Source organism: Ancylobacter gelatini (genome assembly GCF_022601675.1).
GTDB lineage: Bacteria > Pseudomonadota > Alphaproteobacteria > Rhizobiales > Xanthobacteraceae > Ancylobacter > Ancylobacter gelatini.
Genome location: NZ_JAKVIL010000004.1, coordinates 96,288 through 116,618 on the forward strand (window position 1 = coordinate 96,288; position 20,331 = coordinate 116,618).

The 20,331-nt window shown below is 67.9% G+C and carries 15 protein-coding genes; 5 read left to right on the top strand and 10 right to left on the bottom strand.

What is annotated here, in order from left to right; genetic code table 11:
* Positions 1-84: 84 nt before the first annotated feature.
* Positions 85-480, top strand: a complete 396-nt coding sequence (locus MKI84_RS08810; protein WP_241618636.1) for a hypothetical protein — start codon at positions 85-87, stop codon at positions 478-480.
* On the top strand, positions 473-1,708 hold the full coding sequence (locus MKI84_RS08815; RefSeq protein WP_241618639.1) for an HlyD family secretion protein: 1,236 nt from the start codon (positions 473-475) through the stop codon (positions 1,706-1,708). Before MKI84_RS08810 ends, MKI84_RS08815 begins: the two co-directional genes overlap by 8 nt.
* 140 nt (positions 1,709-1,848) lie before the next feature.
* Here MKI84_RS08815 and fabI read toward each other — a convergent pair whose 3' ends face one another.
* From fabI to putA, 4 genes are all read right to left on the bottom strand, one after another.
* On the bottom strand, positions 1,849-2,634 hold the full coding sequence (gene fabI / locus MKI84_RS08820; protein ID WP_241618641.1) for an enoyl-ACP reductase FabI: 786 nt from the start codon (positions 2,632-2,634) through the stop codon (positions 1,849-1,851).
* 45 nt (positions 2,635-2,679) lie between these two features.
* A complete protein-coding gene (locus tag MKI84_RS08825; RefSeq protein ID WP_425353825.1) occupies positions 2,680-3,639 on the bottom strand; it encodes a phosphate acetyltransferase in 960 nt (319 codons plus the stop codon).
* Positions 3,640-3,654: 15 nt separating this feature from the next.
* Positions 3,655-5,850: a DUF3141 domain-containing protein gene (locus MKI84_RS08830; protein ID WP_241618644.1), complete on the bottom strand. Its 2,196-nt coding sequence runs from the start codon at positions 5,848-5,850 to the stop codon at positions 3,655-3,657.
* Between the two features lie 171 nt (positions 5,851-6,021).
* A complete protein-coding gene (putA, locus tag MKI84_RS08835; protein ID WP_281063211.1) occupies positions 6,022-10,023 on the bottom strand; it encodes a trifunctional transcriptional regulator/proline dehydrogenase/L-glutamate gamma-semialdehyde dehydrogenase in 4,002 nt (1,333 codons plus the stop codon).
* A 128-nt stretch (positions 10,024-10,151) separates the two neighbouring features.
* On the opposite strand from putA, the gene MKI84_RS08840 reads away from it, so the two are divergent.
* The gene (locus MKI84_RS08840; RefSeq protein ID WP_425353816.1) at positions 10,152-11,213 is read left to right on the top strand and encodes an LLM class flavin-dependent oxidoreductase; all 1,062 of its coding nucleotides are present in this window, start codon (positions 10,152-10,154) and stop codon (positions 11,211-11,213) included.
* Here the strand turns inward: MKI84_RS08840 and MKI84_RS08845 are convergent.
* The 4 genes from MKI84_RS08845 to MKI84_RS08860 all read right to left on the bottom strand — a co-directional run bounded on the left by MKI84_RS08845 (position 11,210) and on the right by MKI84_RS08860 (position 15,915).
* The gene (locus MKI84_RS08845; RefSeq protein WP_241618646.1) at positions 11,210-12,133 is read right to left on the bottom strand and encodes a DMT family transporter; all 924 of its coding nucleotides are present in this window, start codon (positions 12,131-12,133) and stop codon (positions 11,210-11,212) included. The two genes, MKI84_RS08840 and MKI84_RS08845, sit on opposite strands and share 4 nt — an antisense overlap.
* A 118-nt stretch (positions 12,134-12,251) precedes the next feature.
* Entirely contained in the window at positions 12,252-13,667 is a 1,416-nt protein-coding gene (locus MKI84_RS08850; RefSeq protein ID WP_241618648.1) for an alanine/glycine:cation symporter family protein, read from the bottom strand.
* A 148-nt stretch (positions 13,668-13,815) separates the two neighbouring features.
* Positions 13,816-15,054 (bottom strand): alpha/beta hydrolase, encoded by a 1,239-nt coding sequence (locus MKI84_RS08855; protein WP_241618650.1) that lies wholly within the window; start codon positions 15,052-15,054, stop codon positions 13,816-13,818.
* Positions 15,055-15,162: 108 nt separating this feature from the next.
* Positions 15,163-15,915 carry an alpha/beta fold hydrolase gene (locus MKI84_RS08860; RefSeq protein ID WP_241618652.1) on the bottom strand — a complete coding sequence of 251 codons (753 nt, stop codon included), beginning with the start codon at positions 15,913-15,915 and terminating at the stop codon, positions 15,163-15,165.
* A 175-nt stretch (positions 15,916-16,090) separates the two neighbouring features.
* Between MKI84_RS08860 and MKI84_RS08865 the strand changes: the two genes are divergently transcribed.
* Positions 16,091-17,491, top strand: coding sequence for an ethanolamine ammonia-lyase subunit EutB (locus MKI84_RS08865; RefSeq protein ID WP_241618654.1), 1,401 nt, complete (start codon positions 16,091-16,093; stop codon positions 17,489-17,491).
* A complete protein-coding gene (eutC, locus tag MKI84_RS08870) occupies positions 17,488-18,312 on the top strand; it encodes an ethanolamine ammonia-lyase subunit EutC (RefSeq protein WP_241618655.1) in 825 nt (274 codons plus the stop codon). Before MKI84_RS08865 ends, eutC begins: the two co-directional genes overlap by 4 nt.
* Positions 18,313-18,315: 3 nt before the next feature.
* On the opposite strand, the gene MKI84_RS08875 is transcribed toward eutC, so the two are convergent.
* Both MKI84_RS08875 and MKI84_RS08880 read right to left on the bottom strand, forming a co-directional pair.
* Entirely contained in the window at positions 18,316-18,798 is a 483-nt protein-coding gene (locus tag MKI84_RS08875; protein ID WP_241618658.1) for a cupin domain-containing protein, read from the bottom strand.
* The gene (locus MKI84_RS08880; RefSeq protein ID WP_241618660.1) at positions 18,798-20,276 is read right to left on the bottom strand and encodes an FAD-dependent monooxygenase; all 1,479 of its coding nucleotides are present in this window, start codon (positions 20,274-20,276) and stop codon (positions 18,798-18,800) included. Before MKI84_RS08880 ends, MKI84_RS08875 begins: the two co-directional genes overlap by 1 nt.
* Positions 20,277-20,331: the final 55 nt, after the last annotated feature.

A 20,331-nucleotide genomic window follows, 5' to 3' on the forward strand; every position in this document is an offset into this window, starting at 1 on the left:
GCTTTCATGCGGGCATCGGTGCACCACATCGCGGGTGAGACATGACCGGCCGATGGCGGCCGGTGCCCTGGAGTTTGCGCAGAGATGGCGCCCCTGAACCCTTCAGCCCCCCACGACCTGCCCTTCTTCATCACCGCGCCGGGTGACACCGATGTGCTGATGGTGATCGCGGGCGTCACCGTCATCGCCGCCGCTCTGCTGGCCGGCGTGTTCTTCCTGCATGTTCACTCGCTGCCCGAGCGCTTGGCCCATAAGGGCCAGAAGCTTCAGTTCGAGCTGGTGGCGGTGATGTGCCTTCTGGCGCTGTTTACCCATGCTCATGTGCTGTGGGTCGCGGCCTTGCTGCTGGCCTTCATCGACCTGCCGGACTTCCTCTCCCCGTTGAACCGCATCGCGCGTTCGCAGGAGAAGCTCGCCGGCTTGCCCTCGCCGCCGCAGCCGTCCGAGGACGAGAAGCTGAAGGAGGGCGGTCATGCTTGAACTGTTTCTCTGCTCGCTTCTCACCATCCTGCCGGACTACCTCTACCGGCGTTACGCTCAGGGCAAGCGGCTGGGTCGCGAGATCACGCTCTATTCGGTGTGGTTCGAGCTGCGGTGGGGCATCACCACCTGCCTCATGCTGACCATCGGGCTGATCACGGTGATCTTCTATAATCACCCGTCGAGTTCCAACGTCACGGCCTATTTCCGCACGGTCTCGATCCTGCCCGAGACCATCGGCCGGGTGTCGCAGGTCCATGTCGGCGTCAGCGATCATGTCGCCAGGGGCCAGCCGATCTTCACCCTCGACGACACGGCCCAACGCGCCGCGGCCGAGACCGCCCGCCGCCGCATCGTGGAAACCGACGCGGCGATGGTGGTGGCGCGCTCGGACATCGCGGCGGCGGATGGCCAGATGCGGCAGGCCGAACAGGCGCTGCAGCAGGCGAAGGACGAGTTGCAGACCAAGCAGCTCTTGAATGACCGCAACGCCAATGTCGTAAGCCAGCGCGAAATCGAACGCCTTCAGGTGGTGGTCGACGGGCGCGAGGGCGCACTCGCTGCCGCCGCGGCGGCGAAGGAGGGCGCTCTGGCGCGGCTCGACACGCTGCTGCCGGCCCAGAAGGCCAGCGCCGAGGCCGCGCTGGCCGAGGCCGAGGCCGAGCTTGCAAAGACCGTGGTGCGCGCCGGCGTCGATGGTCGGGTCGAGCAGTTCACGCTTCGGGTCGGCGACATCGTGAACCCGATGATCCGCTCGGCGGGCGTTCTGATTCCCGATGACACCGGCCGCGAGCGCCTTATGGCCGGCTTCGGCCAGATTGAGGCGCAGATCATGAAGCCGGGCATGGTCGCGGAGGCGACCTGCCTGTCCAAGCCGTTCACCATCATTCCCATGGTGGTCACCAACGTGCAGGAATTCATTGCTGCCGGCCAGTTCCGCTCCACCGAGCAACTCATCGATGCCCAGCAGTTGCAGAAGCCGGGCACGATCACCGTGATACTGGAACCGCTGTATCCGGATGGCCTCGATGGCGTGCCCCCGGGGTCGAGCTGCTTCGCCAATGCCTATTCCAGCAATCACGAAAAGCTGGCGGCCGGCGGGCTCGGCGTCGGCACCGCGCTCTATCTGCATGTGGTGGATACGGTCGCCCTGGTCCACGCGCTGCTGCTGCGCATCCAGGCACTCATCCTGCCGATCCAGACGCTGGTATTCTCCGGCGGCCATTGAGGCTTGAAAAGGACAGGAAGCCGGCGCGGGATCGTCCACGCTGGCCTCCTGTCGTCTGGCCCATGCCTCGTCTGGCCCATGCCTCATCTGGCGACGTCTCGTCCGCCAATGTCTCTCGCCCGGCCGCGAGGACGTCCAGTTCAGTCGATGATGTGGTAGCCGCCATCGATATAGAGCACCTGCCCGGTAATCAGCCGGGCGGCATCATGGGCGAGGAAGGCCGTCGTGGTGCCGACATCGGCGATCCCGACAAGTTCGCGCGCCGGCGCCTTGCGCCGCGCCTTCTCCAGCAGCGCGTCGAATTCGGGGATGCCGGAGGCTGCGCGCGTCGCCAGCGGGCCGGGCGAGATCGCATGCACGCGGATGCCCTTCGGCCCCAGCTCGGCCGCCATGTAGCGCACCGCGCTCTCCAGCGCCGCCTTGGCCACGCCCATGATGTTGTAGTTCTCCACCACCATCTGCGAGCCGTAATAGGTCATGGTGAACAGCGTGCCGCCATTCGTCATCAGCGGCTCGGCGAGCTGCGCCATGCGCATGAACGACCAGCAGGAAATCTCCATGGTCTTCAGGAAACCGTCCAGCGGCGCGTCGGTCACCCGGCCCGCCAGCGTGTCGCGTGGAGCAAATGCGATGGAGTGGATGACGAAATCCAGCTCGCCCCATTGCTCGGCGATGGTCTCGAACACCGCCTCGACCTGCCCGGGCACGTTCATGTCCAGCGGCAGGAAGATCGCCGCCTCGACCTCGCGGGCCAGCGGCTCGACATGGGGCTTCGCCTTGTCGTTGAGATAGGTGAGGGCGAGTTTGGCCCCGAAGCCGTGAAAGGCCCGCGCGCAGCCCCAGGCGATCGACTGGTCGTTGGCCACGCCCACGATGAGCCCCTTCTTGCCGTCGAGCAGATTGGCCATGGCGGAAGGTATGGACATCGCGCGTCTCCGATGCGGTCAGGAGGCCAGGGGCGGGAACGGCAGCTAGACCGCCGGCACGGCGGCGGCAGTGCGGCGCGCGGCGGCATAGAGCGTCGCCACCGCGCAGGAGGCAAGGCGCGTGCGCACCGAATCCGCCCGCGATGTCAGGATGATCGGCACGCGCGCACCCAGCACGATGCCGGCGGCGTCGGCATGGGCGAGGAAGGTGAGGTTCTTCGCCAGCATGTTCCCGGCCTCAAGGTCCGGCACCACGAGGATCTGCGCCCGGCCGGCCACCGGCGAGACGATCCCCTTGATCGCGGCGGCCTCCGGCGAAATCGCATTGTCGAACGCCAGCGGCCCGTCCACCAGCCCGCCGGTGATCTGCCCGCGATCGGCCATCTTGCACAAGGCGGCCGCGTCGATGGTGGAGGGGATCTTCGTCGTCACCGTCTCGACCGCCGAAAGGACCGCCACGCGCGGCGTGCCCATCCCGATGCCAACCCACAGGTCGATCGCGTTCTGGATGATGTCGCGCTTGGCGTCGAGATCCGGAAAGATGTTGATCGCCGCGTCGGTGATGAACAGTGTTTCGGCATGGCCGGGCACGTCCATCACGAAAACATGGCTCAGGCGCCGCTCGGTGCGCAGGCCGGTGGCCGAGGAGGTAACGGCCTTCATCAACTCGTCGGTGTGCAGGCTACCCTTCATCAGCAGTTCGCCGCGCCCCTCGCGCACCAGTTCCACCGCCTTGGCCGCGGCGGCGTGGCTGTGGGGCGCGTCGATCATCTCGATGCCGGTGAGATCGAGGCCGTGCTCGGCGGCGACCGATCCGATCTTGGCCTCGGGCCCAACGAGGATCGGCACGATCAGACCGGCCTCCGCCGCCTCCAGCGCGCCGCGCAGCGAGGTCTCGTCACAGGGGTGCGCGACCATGGTAGGCGCGGCCTCACAAGCGCGGGCAGCGGCGATCAGCCGGTCATATTTCGATGTCTTGGGCAGGGCATCGGCAGCGTCGAGCATATCCGCCATTCTCGTTCAGCCTTCCTTTCGCGCCGCGACCGCGAGCCGGGCGCGGCCGCCGCCAGCCCGCGCCGGGGTGTCGAACAGTGTCCGGATTTCCTCGAAGCGCTCGGCGGCCGTACCCGTCAGCGGGCCGCGCGCCGTCAGCACCTTTTCCAGCAGCGCCAGCACCTCGGCCCGCGTCTCGGCGTCGTCCGGCAACAGAGCGGGGATCGCCTCCAGCGCGGCGGAGCGATCGATCAGCAGCATGAAATACTGCTCGCGCACCACGGCCTTGAAATGCTCCAGCGTGAGCTGGCGGGCGCGGGCGCCGGTACGGCGCAGCTGACGGATCGCCTCGAAGCCGCGCTCGTCGGCACTGCCGCGCGCCATGCCGACATAAACCAGAGCCCGCACCGCGCCTTCCAGCGTGCCGCCATGGGTAAAGCCCGCGCGCAGTTCGGCGATCCGCTTGGCGAGCAATTCGGCATGCAGCCGGCTTTTGGCCGCGCGGCGCGGCCCACGCGCGCCGGCCGGGTCGACGCCCAGCGCCGCCTGCAGCACCGGCAAGCCGTAGAGGGTGCGGAAGGTCAGTTCCGCCTGATGCTCGGCCGCCTTGCGGTAGCCCTCCAGCATCTCGACCACCTGCCGCGAGACCTGTTCCTGTGCCTTCACGAAGCGGTTGTCCGGCGCGACCGGCCGGCGCTCCTCGCGCACGCGCTGCGCGGCGTCGTCGAGCCATCCGAGGAACGGGTTGCGCGAGCTGAACATCTCATAGGACAGGCGCAGCGGGTGGAGCTTGCGCCCGACCTCCGCCATAGCCGGGTTCACCATCGCCCGGACCATTGGCTGGAGATAGGCGCGATAAAGCGCGAGGTTGATCTCCGACATCCGGGCCGCGGTGGCAAAGCGCCGCTCATCGGCGAGATCGTTGCCGCCAAAGGCACGGATATCGTCGAGGTCGCGCACCTCGCAGCGCATGATCCATTCGGTCGCCGGGTGGTCCGGGTCCTGCCCCGCCTTGGGCTCGAAGATCGCCTCATAGAGCCCGGGCGGCAGCACGTCGATGAAATCGATGTTCGACGCGAATTCGTGGTGCTCCTTCCGCGCCACGCTGGCCGATACGAAGATGCCGAGATGGCCGATCTTGTCGTGCACCGTGTAGACGATGGTCTGCCCGTAGGTGCGGATCTCGTCCACGCTGTCATACAGGTCGAGGATCCAGTCCAGCGCCTGCTGCGGCGGGGTGATGTTGTCGCCGCGCGAGCAGAACACCACAATGGGCGAGCGAATGTTGCGCAGGTCGATCGCGGTGCCGTCCGAGGTCCGGATATCGCCGCAGGCGAGATGATTGCCCACGAACAGCTCATCGACGATGAACTGGATTTCCTCGCCGTTCAGCGTGACATGGCCGCCCCACCATTTCTCGAAGCCGAGATAGCGCTCCAGCTCGGTATCGATCTGCGAATAGAGGTTGTACTGTTTGGTCCAGAGCGTGTTGGCCGGGTTCTGGTTCTCGAAATTCTGCACCAGCCACGCGCCGTCAAACACGCCGGCGCCGAGGTCGCTGGTGAGCTGCGTGAGCCAGCTTCCGCCCAGCAGGCCGCCGGAATAGCGCATGGGATTCACGCCCCGCACACCCGCCCAGTAGGACAGCGGCGCGCCCGCGATGATGATCGGGCCGAACAGCTCGGGGCGCACGGCGGCGAGCATCATCACCGCCCAGCCGGCCTGGCAATTGCCGACGACGCACGGCTTGCCCTCCGCATGGGGATGCCGGGCCGCGACCGTTTCCAGAAACACCGCCTCGGCGCGGGCGACATCCTCGATGGTCTGGCCGGGAACCGGCTCGGGAAGAAAGCCGACGAAATAGCAGGGATGGCCGGCATTCATCGCCACGCCGATCTCGCTGTCAGCCTTGAAGCCGGCAATGCCCGGCCCATGGCCGGCGCGCGGATCGACGATGACGAAGGGCCGCTTGGCCTCGTCCACCACGAAGCCCTCCGGCGGCACGATGCGCACCAGCAGATAGTTCGCGGGGCGGGGCAGCGTGCGCCCGTCGACCACCAGTTCGGCCTTGTAGTCCAGCACATTAGGTGCGGGCTCGGCCATGTGGGCCTCGTACTGCAGGCCGCGCTGGTGCATGGCGTCGAGAAACAGCGTCCAGCGCTGGCCGGCGTCGGTCCAATAGGACAAGGCATCCTGGAAGATGTTTGCTGAGCTGAATGTCACCGTTCTGCTCCCGGTTCTCGCCCCGCCATCGCCCGCGATTGTGCACCTGCACACTGGTTTATCCAAGGCCCGGACAAACCCTTACAGGATGGGCGAAACGATGCTATCGGCACCGGCAGCAGAGCCGCGACGCAGGAGGCGGTGGCCGGCACCACCCCCACGCACGCCGTCTCAGCCGATGCTCATCAGGCTGGCATTGCCCCCGGCGGCGGCGGTGTTGGTGCTGGTGGAACGTTCCAGCATCAGCATCTCCAGCGGGTAGGTCTCGCCGCGCGCCAGCGCCTCGGGGGTAAGCCCATGCACCATGATGATCGGGCCCTCGCGTCCCGCCATCGCCTCGTTGAGGCTGCGCAGCGCGTCGACGTCGCCCTCGAACAGCACCGCGTCGAACCGTGCCGCGTCGATATCGGTGGTCAGGCTGACAAGCGGCGAGATCGCGGCCGGGAGGGGGGGCAGGGTGGAGCCCTCCAGCAGCACGCGGTTGCCGGTCGCCAGCGTCACCGCGATCTGCGCAGCCAGACCCGCCTCGGTCGCGGCCAGGCACAGCACCGTGCCGCGGGGGCTCAACTCATAGACGTTGCGCTCACCCACCGGGCCAGCCAGCTCGGTGCGGTAACCGAAGCGACTGTCGCCGACCAGCCGACCGCACAAGTCACGCAGCGCCGGATCGGTGAGCGAATCCACCCAGAGTCGCGCCGCCTCCGGCACGTCAGCCATGGGGGCGAGGGCAGGGGCGCTTGGCCGCTGCGCCAGAAGACGGCGCAGATAAAGCGGCCCGCCGGCCTTGGGGCCCGTGCCCGAAAGCCCGTGGCCGCCGAAAGGCTGAACACCGACGACCGCGCCGATAATGTTGCGGTTGACGTAGATATTACCGGCGCCGACCCGCTCGGTCACATGAGCGATGGTCTCGTCGATGCGGGTATGCAGGCCGAAGGTCAGCCCGTAGCCGGTATCGTTGATCGCCTTCAGCACCTTGTCGAGGTCCTCGCGGGCGTAGCGCACCACATGCAGCACCGGGCCGAACACCTCGCGCGTCAGCTCGCTGATATCGCCAATCTCGATGAGGGTCGGCGGCACGAAGGTGCCGTGAGCGCACTCCTCCGGCAGTGGCAATTGTTCGACCGCGTGACCAGCCTCCCGCATGCGCTGGATATGCCCCTCGATATTGGCCTTGGCCTCGGCGGAGATCACCGGCCCGATATCGGTCGACAGGTGCACCGGGTTGCCGACGCGCAGTTCCGCCAATGCGCCCTTCAGCATGGTCAGCATTCGGTCGGCGACATCCTCCTGCACACACAGGATGCGCAGCGCCGAACAGCGCTGGCCGGCGCTGTCAAAAGCCGAGGCCAGCACGTCCGCCACCACCTGCTCGGCCAGCGCGGACGAATCCACCACCATGGCATTCTGTCCGCCGGTCTCGGCGATCAGCGGAATCGTCCGTCCCTCGGGGCTCAGCCGACCGGCGAGCTGGCGCTGGATCAGCCGCGCCACTTCCGTGGAGCCGGTGAACATGACGCCGCGCGTGCGGGGATCGCCCACCAGCGCCGCGCCGACATCGCCCGCGCCGGGAAGAAGCTGCACCGCCCCGGCCGGAATGCCAGCCTCGCGCAGAATTCGCACCGCGGCCGCCGCGATCAGCGGGGTTTCCTCCGCCGGTTTGGCCAGCACCGGATTGCCGGCCGCCAGCGCGGCCGCCACCTGCCCGGTGAAGATTGCCAGCGGGAAATTCCACGGGCTGATGCACACCACCGGGCCGAGCGGGCGGTGGGTATCGGCGGAGAAGTCGCGCAGTTGGGAGGCGTAATAGCGCAGGAAATCGACCGCCTCCCGCACCTCGCCGACCGCGTTCGCGAACGACTTTCCAGCCTCGCGCACCACGATGCCGATCAGCGAGGGCAACCGCGCCTCCATCAGCTCGGCGGCGCGGTTAAGACAGGTTGCACGTTCCTCGGGCGGGGTCGACTGCCAGATCGGCGCCGCAGCCGCCGCAGCCTCCATGGCGAGTTGCACCTGCTCGGTTGCAGCATCGGTTACACCGCCGATCCTGTCACGTTGATCGGCGGGGTTGGTTACGATCCTATTTGTGCCATCAACTGCCAGATCGGCGCTATGGGCGCCGCCGCGAACGGCGAGATCGGCGATCATCGGCGCGGCGCTGATTGGTGCCGAGCTACCGGCTAGGAGAGAGGCGGCGAGGGAGGCGAGGCGCTGTTCGTTCGACAGGTCCAGCCCCGCCGAATTGCGCCGATCCGCGCCGAAAATGTCCACCGGCGCGCCGATTTTGGGGTGCGGCGCGCCGATCGGCGCGATGCGACGGGCCACGTCGACCGGGTTCTCGATCAACTCGTCGATCGGCACGCTCTCATCCGCGATGCGGTTGACGAAGGACGAGTTGGCGCCGTTCTCCAGCAGGCGGCGGACGAGATAGGCGAGCAGCGTCTCATGGGTGCCGACGGGGGCGTAGATGCGGCAGGGCCGGCCCATCTTCTCCTTGCCGACCACCTCCTCATAGAGCGGTTCGCCCATGCCGTGCAGGCACTGGAACTCGTATTGCCCGGCATAATAATTCTGCCCGGCCATCTCCATCACGGTGGCGAGCGTCTGGGCGTTGTGGGTGGCGAATTGCGGGAACACCGCATCCGGCGCGGCCAGCAGCTTGCGGGCGCAGGCGAGGTAGGAGACGTCGGTGTGCACCTTGCGGGTGAACACCGGAAAGCCCTCCAGCCCGTCCACCTGCGCGCGCTTGATCTCGCTGTCCCAATAGGCGCCCTTCACCAGACGCACCATCAGCCGGTGGCCGGAGCGGCGGGCGAGGTCGATCAGATAGTCGAGCACATAGGGGCAACGCTTCTGGTAGGCCTGCACCACGAAGCCAATGCCGTTCCACCCCGCCAGCGCCTCGTCGAAACACAGCGCCTCCAGCAGGTCGAGCGAGACTTCCAGCCGGTCGGCTTCCTCGGCGTCGATGTTGAGGCCGATGTCATAGTGGCGCGCGAGCTTCGCCAGTTTCAGAACACGCGGCAGCAACTCATTGATCACGCGATCATATTGCGCACGCGAATAGCGCGGGTGCAGGGCCGACAGCTTGATCGAGATGCCCGGCCCTTCATAGATGCCGCGCCCGGCGGAGGCCTTGCCGATGGCATGGATCGCCTGCTCGTAATCGGCCAGATAGCGCTGCGCGTCGGCCTCGGTGGTGGCGGCCTCGCCCAGCATGTCGAAGGAATAGCGGAAGCCCTTCGCCTCCATGGCGCGCGAATTGGCCAGCGCCTCGGAGATGGTCTGCCCGGTGACGAACTGCTCGCCCATCATCCGCATCGCCACGTCCACGCCCTTGCGGATCAAGGGTTCGCCGCCGCGTCCGATCAGCCGGGTCAGCGCGCCGGAAAGCCCGGTCTCGCTGGAGGTGGAAGTCAGCTTGCCGGTGAGCACCAGCCCCCAGGTCGCGGCATTGACGAACAGCGACGGGCTCTGCCCGACATGGGCGTGCCAGTCGCCATGGCCGATCTTGTCGCGGATCAGCGCGTCGCGGGTGGCGCGGTCGGGGATGCGCAGCAGCGCCTCGGCGAGGCACATCAGCGCCACGCCCTCCTGGCTGGAGAGGGCGTATTCATGGATCAAGCCTTCGACCGGCCCCTTCTGCCCCTTGGCCCGCAGCGCGGCCACCAGCCCCCGCGCCCGCTCCTTCGCCGCCTCCTCTCGCGCGGCCGGAAGCACCGCCTCGGAAATCAAAAGCGGAACGCATTCCGGCTCCGGCGCACGATAGGCCCCGGTGATGCGCGCACGCAGAACACTCTGGGGCTGGACCCCACGCGCGAAGGCGACGAACGGCCCCTCGTGAAGGGCGCCGATGACCCCAGAATCGGCCATTTCGGACGCCGATCCGGCGGTTTTTGCGCCAGAATCGGCGGAATCGGCGGCGCCGGACACTGTGCGACCGGCGCCGAAATCCATCGCGCGCGACACAGCGCCGGAGGCGCCGGTAGCGGCGATATGCGGCGGGAGATCGGCGGGCGAACCGGCGCCGGATTCGGCGCTTTCCACGAGTTGCACCGCGTCGATCAGAGCCTGCTTCATCAGCGCATGCGGGGTGCGACCCTGCCGCTCCGCCGCCGCCTTGAGCCGCGCGCGGAGCTCCTCGTCGATCTTCACGCCAATGGTCGTGGTCGCCATGACCGCCTCCCTGTGGACTACCGTCTATCCGCCATGGGTAACACCCATAGGTGAAACCTCTTTGCTCCGCAAGGTATCACCCGCCCCGTCCGTCGATGATGCCGGACCATCGCGCGCGACGTATTGCGATGCAGCGTACCAGCCCCCACCTGTGGGCGATGACACAGCATGCCCCGCTTGCGCTCTCCGTTCTCGACCTCTCCTTCGTCACCTCCGGCGGCAGCGGGCCGCAGGCGCTGCGGGAGACCATCGAACTCGCGCGCCATGTCGACGCGCTCGGCTTCCGCCGCTTCTGGGTGGCGGAGCATCATAACCTGCCCTCGGTGGCGAGCGGCGCGCCCGATGTGATGGCAGGCCAGATTCTGGCGGCGACCGAGAATATTCGCGTCGGCTCCGGCGGCGTCATGCTGCCGAACCATGCCCCGCTTATGGTGGCGGAGCGCTTCAAGGTGCTGGAAGGGCTCTATCCGGGCCGGGTCGATCTCGGGCTCGGCCGTGCGCCCGGCACCGACCAGCTCACCGCCATGGCGCTGCGGCGCCGTCAGGACATGGAGCCCGGCGACGACTTCCTTGACCGGCTCAAGGAACTGATGATGTGGGACAGCGGCGACTGGCCGGCGGATCATCCGTTCCGCTCGATCCGGGTGATGCCGGTCGACGTGAAGCTGCCGCCGATCTGGCTGCTCGGCTCCTCGGGCTATAGCGCCCGGCTCGCTGCCCAGCTCGGCATGGGCTTCGCCTTCGCGCACCATTTCGCCACCCATGACGTGATGGACGCGATGCTGAGCTATCGCAACGGCTTCCGCCCTTCGGCAGACCGGCTCGACGCGCCCCACGCCATTCTCGCGCTCTCCGTGGTGTGCGCACCGACCGATGAGGAGGCCGAATGGCTGGCCGGCAGTGTGGACCTGTCGCATCTGCGCCGGGCGCGCGGCGACTACCAGCCGATCCCCTCGCCGGAAGAGGCGGCCGCGCAGCACTACAGCGAGAGCGATCGCGCCTTCATGCGGCGCAATCGCGAAAAGGTGCTGGTGGGCGGACCGGAGCGGGTGCGCGAGGGGCTGGCGCGTTTCATAGACACGACGCGGGCGGACGAGGTGATGATCACCACCCCGGTTCACGACCTCGCGGCCAAGAAGCGCTCCTATGAGCTGGTGGCACAGATGGAAATCGCGCCGGTAGCGGTCTAGGCCCGCGACGGCCGCGTCACCAGCCAGATGCCGAGCGCGATCGGGACGATGCCGACGAAATCGAGCGGCGGCACCGCCTCGCCCAGCAGCAGCCAGCCAAAGAACAGGCCGAGCGGCGGCATGAGGAAGTGCAGGCTGGAAGCCGCCGTCGCGCCGGACCGGGTCAGCAGATAGAACCAGAGGCCGTAGCCACCGATCGACACGCCAACCACCAGATAGGCGAAGCCGATGAGGAGCTGGGGCGTGAGGCTGATGTCGGAGACCCGCTCGGTGGCGAAGGCAACGGGCGCCACAGCGAGCGCGCCGGCAAGGCACTGGATGGCGTTGCCGGTCCAGATTCCGCCCTGAGGCTTGAGATATTTGAAAGCCAGCGTCCCGGCGGCGAAGGCGATGACGCCGCAGGCGACCAGAAGCGTGCCGGTCAGGCTCTCGTGACCGCCCTCCAGCCGCGAGCGCAGCACGATCACCACGCCGACCACGCCGAGCCCGATGCCGCCCCATTTCACTGCGCTCATGCGCTCGCCGAGCAGCGGCCCGGCGAACAGCGCCACCACCAGCGGCAGGCAGCTGGTGAGCACCGCGACATAGGCGGAGGAGGCGAGGGTGAGCGCGCTCCAGTTGAAGCCGAGATAGACCGCGTTGTTGAGCACGCCGCACAGCACCAGAGCCGCCACGTCGCGCGCCCTCATCCGCGGGCGTCCGTCCACCAGCCACGCCAGCGCCAGCATGATCACCCCCGCCAGCGCGAAGCGCATGGTGAGCAGGGTCAGCGGCGGGCAGTAGCCGAGCGCGAGCTTGGCCCCGGCAAAGGCCGAGGACCACAGCACGCAGAACAGCGCGATCAGCAATGGCAGCGAGGCGAGCCCGCGTGCGGGCTTGCGCGCGGGCTCCACGGGAAGGCTGGATGAAAGGCCCGGCATGGCACGGCTCCGAGGTCAGGAGCCGGGGAAGCTAAACGCAGAGTCCGTGATCAGGAAACGCGATCTTCTCATGGGGGCCATCAGCCGGGACGATCGATGTCGCCCCGGCCGGGGGCCGTCAGCGGTTCCAGATATTGGGGTCGATCTGGTCCTTGAGCTCGGGCATCGAGCTGGCAACGAAGCGTGGCTTCTTGCCGGCCTTGCGCTGGGCGAGGTAATCGGCGGTGAGCCGCGCCACGAGGCCGGAGAGCAGCATGATGGCGATCAGGTTGATGGTCGCCATCAGCCCCATCGAGGCATCGGCGGCGTCGAACACGGTCGCGACGGTCTCATAGGCGCCCCAGATCACCATCCCCATCACCGCGACGCGCAGCACGCCCTTGCCGAGATGGCTGCCGATGCCGAGGAAGGCCAGCGCGTTCTCGGCATAGGAATAGTTGCCGATGATCGAGGTGAAGGCGAAGAAGAAGATCGAGATCGCCACGAAATAGGGACCGGCCACACCGATGTGATGCTGCATCGCCGCCTGGGTGAGCTGGGTGCCGGTGAGGCCCGAGCCGGGAACCAGCGCGCCGGAGAGCAGGATCAGCAGCGCGGTGGCGGTGCAGATCAGCAGCGTGTCGATGAACACGCCGAGCGCCTGCACGAAGCCCTGGCTGACCGGGTGATGCGGATCGGGGGTCGCCACCGCCGCGATGTTCGGCGCCGAGCCCATGCCGGCCTCGTTGGAGAACAGGCCGCGCTTCACGCCGTTCAGCATCGCCGCCGCCATGGCGCCGGACACGCCGCCCACCGCCGGCTCCAGCCCGAAGGCGCTGCGGAAGATCAGCCCGAACATGGCCGGGACCTCCGAGATGTTCATCGCCACCGCGAACAGCGCGACGCCGAGATAACCGGCCGCCATGAACGGCACGACGATCTCGGCCACCCGCGCGATCATCGGGATGCCACCGAAGATGATGAGGCCGGAGAGCAGGGCCAGCACGATGCCGGTGACGAGCTTGGGCGCGCCGAACGCGCCTTCCATGGCGTCGGCGATGGAATTGGCCTGAACCGCGTTGAAGACCAGGCCGAAGGAGATGATGAGGCACACCGAGAACAGGGTGCCGGCCCACGGGGCCTTGAGCCCCTTGGCGATGTAGAAGGCCGGGCCGCCGACATAGCGGCCTTCCTCGTCCTTCTGCTTGTAGAGCTGGGCGAGGGTGCTCTCGGCGAGCGCGGTCGCCATGCCGATGGCGGCGACCACCCACATCCAGAAGATCGCGCCCGGCCCGCCGAGATAGAGCGCCACCGCGACGCCGGCGATGTTGCCGGTGCCGACCCGCGAGGCGAGGCTGGTGCACAGCGCCTGGAACGGCGTGATGCCGGCATGGTCGGTCTCGGACGAGCCGAGCACCGAGCGGATCATCTCGGGAAAATGCAGGATCTGGATCAGCTTGAGGCGGATCGTGAAATAGATGCCGACGGCCAGAAGGCCATAGATCAGCACATAGCTCCAGAAGATCGTATTGAGAAAATCAATCACTGCGCTCATCGCCACCTGCCACCCAGCCAGAGGACCCTTGCCGGCTGCGGAGCGAGGAGGAATCGGCCGCAGGCCCGGAACAGTTGCGAGAGTGAGCCCTGCAATTGGCTACCGCAACCGGCAAGAGCGCCGGATTCCGTGGCGCGACGGCAAATCGTCAGGGCGTGGCCGTTCCGGAGACGGCCGCGGCCGCGGTCACCGGCGACTCGCCACCCTCTTCGGGCACGGCGATCACCTTCGGCGCGCCGGCGGTCTGCGTGGTGCCTTGATTGGCCTTGGCACCGGCGGCCGGGAAGATCTTGTCGACGCCGAAGAAGGCAATGTTGTCGATCATGACCTTATTGTTGTTGGCGCCCGCGCCACGGCGCGCGTCGGCGATCGCCTGCAGCTCCGGCGCCATGGCCGCGAGCTGAGCGAATTTGCCGTGGTTGAAATCGTCCTGCGCCTTCACCTTGGTCATGTCGATGACCACCGCGCCGAGCTCGACCAGTTCCTCGTCATTGGTATAGGCGCCGAGCCGGTTCTCGCCGCCGGCAATGAAGCGGGAGAAGGCCAGCGCCTTGTCGTCGCCCGAGACGATGACGATGAACGGCTTTGCCGGCTTGCCGAAGCGCTTGAGCTGGCTCTTGAACACGTCGACATCGATATCGGGCGCGGCGAGGATGATGTTGTCGATCTTGTCGGCCGGCAGCGCATTGCCGGAAATCTTGATCTGGCGGAGCGCCTCCACCGTCACCCAGTTGCCCATCGAGTGGGCGAGGATGGTCACCTTCTCCGCGCCGGAATTGAACACCAGCCGGATGGTCTCCTCCAGATTGTCGCGGGCGGAGGTGGCGCTGTTGGTGTCGTAGACGTAATCGGTGGTCTCGCCGCGCGAGGCCCAGGTGAACAGCACCGGCACGCCCGGCGCGCGGGAATCCTCGGCGAGCTGCGCCATGCGGTACAGCGCTTCGTTGAACTGCGTGTTGTAGCCGTGGACGAAGATCGCGACCTTCTTCTGGCCGGGCGGACGCTTGGCGAGCTCGGCCTTGAGCTCGGCGTCGAACTCCTTCGGGGTCTCGCGAAATTCCGCGCGGCGCACCACCATGTCGGTCGCGGGATTGCCCGGCACGGTCTTCGGCCATTCGACATGGCCGGCGCGGTGATTGGGCGGCACGGTCATGTCGATGCGGGCGAAGCTGAGCGTCGAGGAACGCTCGCCGCTGTAGATCGCGCCGGGGCGGGGATCACGCGCGCGGGTCGAGGCGACCAGAATGACATGCTCGCGCGTGCCGGGGACGCTGGCATCCGTCGCCGTCAGCGACTCCGCGCCGGGGCGGTCCGCGCAGCCGGCCAGCAGCGCCGCTCCGACCACCAGTACCGCGACGCGCGACGCGGGTCGTGCCAGGCCACGCATGATCCACAACACCGACACTCGACGCCCCCAAACGCAACCCGAACGCGAAACGCATAGCATACGGCCTGCGCCGCCGATAGGACGGCCGCCGCTCCGCAGCCGGGAGGGTTAATCCGCGCCGGCAATCTTCAGCAGGATGTCGGCGACGGCCTTCGGCGCGCTAAAAAATGGCGAATGGCCGGTCTTGAGCTGGTGCACGGTCGCGCCCGGCACCGCCGCCTGCATCTCGCGCTGCACGCCGAGCGGCAGGCCGCGATCCTCCAGACACTCGATGTAATGGCGCGGCAGCGTTCCATAGCGCTCCGGCGTGATCTTCGACACCGCCGTGAACGGGGCGTGCGGGGTGATCTTCGACAGGCTCGGCAGTGCCGCCTCGACATGCTCGGGCGACACGTCGGAGTAGAGCGAGCGGGCGATCAGGTCGCGCTTGTTCAGATCGAGGCCAAGCCCTTCCTTGGTCAGGCGCAGCATGCCCTGGCTCTCGATGATCGCAATATCCTTGAGATAGGTCTGCGTCATGACGAAATCGCGGGCACTCTTGCCATTCGGCGCCATGAAGCCGGTGAGATAGACCAGCGCGGCGATCTTTGAAGGCATCTCCTCGCCGAGCCAGGTGCAGGTCGCCCCGCCGACCGAATGGCCGACCAGGATCGCCTTGCCCTTCACCGCCTCCAGCGCGGCCCGCGCCGGGGCGGCGTAGATCGAGATATCGGTCACATTCGCTGCCGGCATCGGATTGAAGCCATGACCGGCGAGGTCGGGCGCGATCACGGCGTGGCCATGGGTGGCGAGGATGTTGGAGACCGGCAGGAAGCACCCGCCCCAGTGCCAGGAGCCGTGAATGAGAATGAACGTCGCCATGCTTCCTCGCCTCGTGCTGAGCCTTTCGGCGTGGTTAGCCTCCCACGCGCGCCTCGTCCATACGTCGCATTGCCGCCCTGCGAACCGCCGCGCCGCTTCCCCAATGCCACGCCGCGCATTATGTTTTTTGAACACGCCGCCGAATTGGGCAGCGCGCCGCATGTGAGGAGCTGTGATGCCGTATCGCCATGTCGTGGGACCGCGCGCCTATGTGTTCGCCGACCTGAAGGACCTGATGGCAAAGGCAACGCCGCTGCGCTCCGGCGACATGCTGGCCGGCATCGCGGCGGCAAGCGCGGAAGAGAACGTCGCCGCGCGCATGTGCCTCGCAGAGGTGCCGCTGACCGCCTTCCTGAGCGAGGCGCTGGTGCCCTATGAAACCGACGAGGTGACGCGGCTTATCCTCGATACCCATGACCTGCCCGCCTTCCGGCCGATCAGCCACATGACGGTGGGCGACTTCCGCGACTTCCTGCTCTCGGCGACGGCCACCAGCGAGGCTCTGGCGGCGCTGGCGCCCGCCATCACGCCGGAAATGGCGGCGGCGGTGTCCAAGATCATGCGCAATCAGGATTTGATCGCGGTGGCGAAGAAGTGCCGCGTGGTCACGAAATTCCGCAACACCATCGGCCTGCCGGGCACCATGGCGGTGCGGCTCCAGCCCAACCACCCGACCGACGAGGTGGCCGGCGTCACCGCCTCGATCCTCGACGGGCTGCTCTATGGCTGCGGCGACGCGGTGATCGGCATCAACCCGGCCTCCGACAGCGTGCCGGTGCTGAGCGAACTGCTGAAACTGATCGACGGCATCATCCAGCGCTTCGACATCCCGACGCAGGCCTGCGTGCTGACCCATGTCACCACCTCGACCGAGGTGATCAATCGCGGCGTGCCGGTCGACCTCGTGTTCCAGTCGGTGGCGGGGACAGAAGGGGCGAACGCCTCGTTCGGCATTTCGCTGGCGACGCTGAAGGAGGGTCACGAGGCGGCGCTTTCCCTCAAGCGCGGCACGCTCGGCGACAATGTGATGTATTTCGAGACCGGGCAGGGCTCCGCGCTCTCGGCCGGCGCGCATCACGGCGTCGACCAGCAGACGCTGGAAGCGCGCGCCTATGCGGTGTGCCGCCCATTCAAGCCGCTGCTGGTGAACACCGTGGTCGGCTTCATCGGGCCGGAATATCTCTATGACGGCAAGCAGATCATCCGCGCCGGGCTGGAAGACCATTTCTGCGGCAAGCTGATGGGCGTGCCGCTCGGCTGCGACGTCTGCTACACCAACCACGCCGAGGCCGACCAGGACGACATGGACACGCTGATGACGCTGCTCGGCGCGGCGGGCGTGACCTACATCATGGGCATTCCGGGCTCGGACGACGTGATGCTGAACTACCAGTCCACCTCGTTCCACGATCAGCTCTATCTGCGCGAGGTGCTGGGGCTGAAGCGGGCCCCGGAATTCGAGGCGTGGCTGCAGACCATGGGCATCACCGGGCCGGATGGGCGCCTGAAGCCGCAGGGCGGCGGCAACGCGCTACTGACCGTCGCCAAGGGCCTCGACGCCGGGCTCGCGGCATGAGCGCGGATGAGATGAGCAAGGACGGCGCGCCCTATGTGATCGAGGACGCCTGGGTGCGGCTCGCCGCCACCACGCCGGCACGCATCGCGCTGGGCAGGGCAGGGACGGGCATGCCGACCCGCGAGGTGCTGCGCTTCGCGCTGGCCCATGCGCAGGCGCGCGACGCGGTTCACACGCCGTTTCAGGCGGAAGAGGTGGCGCGCGATGTCGCCGCGCTCGGCTTCGAGACCATCCGCCTCGCCTCAGCCGCACCGGCGCGCGACGCCTATCTGCGCCGGCCCGATCTCGGGCGCCGGCTCTCGGATGACAGCCGCGCCGCGCTGCGGGAGCGGGCGGCGCAGGATGGCGCGCCGCCGGACCTCGCAATCGTAGTGGCGGACGGTTTGTCCTCCACCGCCATCCACGCCCAGACCGTGCCGTTCTTCACCGAATTCAAGGCGCGGATCGCGGAGAATGGCTGGAGCACCGGGCCGGTGGCGATCGTGGAACAGGCGCGGGTGGCGCTGGGCGACGAGGTGGGCGAGGTGCTGCGCGCGCGGGCCTGCCTCGTGCTGATCGGCGAGCGGCCGGGCCTGTCCTCGCCGGACAGTCTCGGGCTCTACCTCACCTTCGCGCCGAAGGTCGGGCGATCGGATGCCGAGCGCAATTGCATCTCCAATGTGCGCGGGGAGGGGCTGTCGCATCCCCATGCGGCGTTCAAGCTGGCCTGGCTGCTCAAGGAGGCGCTGGCGCGGCAGATCACCGGCGTGACGCTGAAGGACGAGAGCGACCTGCTGCTGGTCGCCGGCCAGCCGCCCGCGGCTCGGATCGCGGGGGCGTAAGGCTCAGCCGGTCGGGCCTTCATCGGCGCGCAGCGGCGGGCCGAGGAATTCGACCTGCCATTTCACCCCGAAGGCGTTGAGCGCGGCGGTGTCGGGCAGGCCGTCGCGCATGGTGGCGGCCAGTTCGGTGAAGAAGGCGACGGCATCGAGCGCCGGAGCGATGACGATGTACTGGCGGGCGGGTGCGTCCGTCACATTGACGAAGCCGTGCTCCACGCCGCCGGGAATGCTCACCACGTCACCGACCTCGGCATAGAACCGCCGGCCGTCCATCTCGTAGAGATAGCGCCCCTCCAGCACGCGGAAGATCTCCGCCTCGGGGTGACGGTGGCGGGGCGGCCCCTTGCCGGGGGCGTTGATGGTCTCGACGATGCTGAACGCGCCCCCGCTCGCGGCCGGCGGCAGGCGCACGAACAGGTCGAGCCCGATGGCGGGGATGGCGATCGGCGGCTCGGCGCCATGCGAATGCAGGAAGGTGACGCTCATCATGCTCTCCCCAGACGGTGCAGATAGTCCACCACCGGCTCCCATTCGCCGTCCGTGACCGACAAAGCCAGATAGCCGTCCGGCCGCACCAGCTCGATGCCGCCCGCGACGGGGTTGGTCCGCCGTAGCGGATCGACCAGCGCGAACGGCAGCGCCAGTGGGGGATCGCCTACCGCGGCGCCGGTACGCAGTGCGAAGCGCGGCGTGTCGCCAGCGCCATAGGGCGCCTCGCCGGCGCGGGGCACCATGCGCTCGCCGGCGCGCGGGCCGGCCTGCCAGCTCACGCCGTTGAGCGGGCTGTCTTCATAGCCGATCGAGGTCTCGGTCAGCGTGCCTTCGAGCTGGTGCTGCACCGGGGCGAGGCCGAGCAGGAAATGCAGCACGCCATTGCGGATCTGCCGGGCGAGCGGGTTCTCCATCGTGGCGAGGCGGGTGAGGCGGCCCGACGCGGCGATGACCTGCGCCCCGACGGCGTGGCGCTCGGGGTGGTAGCTGCCGAGCAGCGCCGGGGCGGTCGCGATGTCCCGCGCTACCAAGGCGAGCTTCCAGGCGAGATTCACCGCGTCCTGCATGCCGGTGTTCATGCCCTGCCCGCCGGCCGGGCTGTGGACATGGGCGGCGTCGCCGGCGAGGAACACCCGACCGACCCGATAGCGCTCGACCTGCCGCTCATTGATACGGAAGGCCGAGGACCAGATCGTGTCGTGCAGCACCATGCCGCCCGGCCCGCGCCGGTCCAGAATGGCCTGAAACGTCTCGATCGATGGCACGGCGGGCGCGGCGCCACTCGACGCGCCGAGTCCGACGATCACCCGGTAGCGGCCCGGTGCCATCGGAAACAGCACCGCCGGCCCTTCCTCGTGCCAGTAGGTGACGAATTCGTTGACCGGATAGGGCACGCCGGACATGTGGAAATCACCCTGCGCCCAGTCGTCGCCGCGCGTGTCGCCCTCGAAGGCGAGGTCGAGGCCATGGCGGACCGGGCTGTGCGCACCGTCGCAGGCGATAAGGAAGCCGTGGCGCGCCGTCTCCTCGCGGCCATCGGCATGGCGCAGCGTCGCTGTGACGCCGGCTTCGTCCTGGGTGAAGCCGGCAAGTTCGATGCCCAGCTCCGCCTGCACGCCATGGTCGGCGAGATGGCGCGCCAGCACGGTCTCGGTCTCGCTCTGCGGCAGCATCAGGACGAAGGGGTAGGGCGTCTCGATGTCCTTCAGCTCGACCCGCGCGATCGGCGCGCTGCCGGCGACGATGTTCGCCACCGTGACCGGATTGCCGAGCGCCACCAGTTCGTCGCTGAGACCGCCCCCGGCGCGGGCGAGAAGCTCCAGCGTGCGCGGCCAGAGCGCGACCGCGCGCGAGGTCTCCTCCCGCTTCGTCATGCGGTCGACGAGGCGCACCGGCACGCCGTAGCGCGCGAGTTCGAGCGCCATGGTCAGGCCGACCGGACCTGCGCCGACAATGAGAACGGTGTCGGTCATGATGATGATTCCCCGCCGTCAGGCGAAGCCGGTCGCCACGGCACGATGCCGTAAA

Coding starts and splice junctions, on each gene's coding strand:
- MKI84_RS08810 (WP_241618636.1), top strand. CDS start 85: ATGGCGCCCCTGAACCCTTCAGCCCCCCACGACCTGCCCTTCTTCATC.
- MKI84_RS08815 (WP_241618639.1), top strand. CDS start 473: ATGCTTGAACTGTTTCTCTGCTCGCTTCTCACCATCCTGCCGGACTAC.
- fabI (WP_241618641.1), bottom strand. CDS start 2,634: ATGTCCATACCTTCCGCCATGGCCAATCTGCTCGACGGCAAGAAGGGG.
- MKI84_RS08825 (WP_425353825.1), bottom strand. CDS start 3,639: ATGCTCGACGCTGCCGATGCCCTGCCCAAGACATCGAAATATGACCGG.
- putA (WP_281063211.1), bottom strand. CDS start 10,023: ATGGCGACCACGACCATTGGCGTGAAGATCGACGAGGAGCTCCGCGCG.
- MKI84_RS08840 (WP_425353816.1), top strand. CDS start 10,152: ATGCAGCGTACCAGCCCCCACCTGTGGGCGATGACACAGCATGCCCCG.
- MKI84_RS08845 (WP_241618646.1), bottom strand. CDS start 12,133: ATGCCGGGCCTTTCATCCAGCCTTCCCGTGGAGCCCGCGCGCAAGCCC.
- MKI84_RS08850 (WP_241618648.1), bottom strand. CDS start 13,667: ATGAGCGCAGTGATTGATTTTCTCAATACGATCTTCTGGAGCTATGTG.
- MKI84_RS08855 (WP_241618650.1), bottom strand. CDS start 15,054: ATGCGTGGCCTGGCACGACCCGCGTCGCGCGTCGCGGTACTGGTGGTC.
- MKI84_RS08860 (WP_241618652.1), bottom strand. CDS start 15,915: ATGGCGACGTTCATTCTCATTCACGGCTCCTGGCACTGGGGCGGGTGC.
- MKI84_RS08865 (WP_241618654.1), top strand. CDS start 16,091: ATGCCGTATCGCCATGTCGTGGGACCGCGCGCCTATGTGTTCGCCGAC.
- eutC (WP_241618655.1), top strand. CDS start 17,488: ATGAGCGCGGATGAGATGAGCAAGGACGGCGCGCCCTATGTGATCGAG.
- MKI84_RS08875 (WP_241618658.1), bottom strand. CDS start 18,798: ATGAGCGTCACCTTCCTGCATTCGCATGGCGCCGAGCCGCCGATCGCC.
- MKI84_RS08880 (WP_241618660.1), bottom strand. CDS start 20,276: ATGACCGACACCGTTCTCATTGTCGGCGCAGGTCCGGTCGGCCTGACC.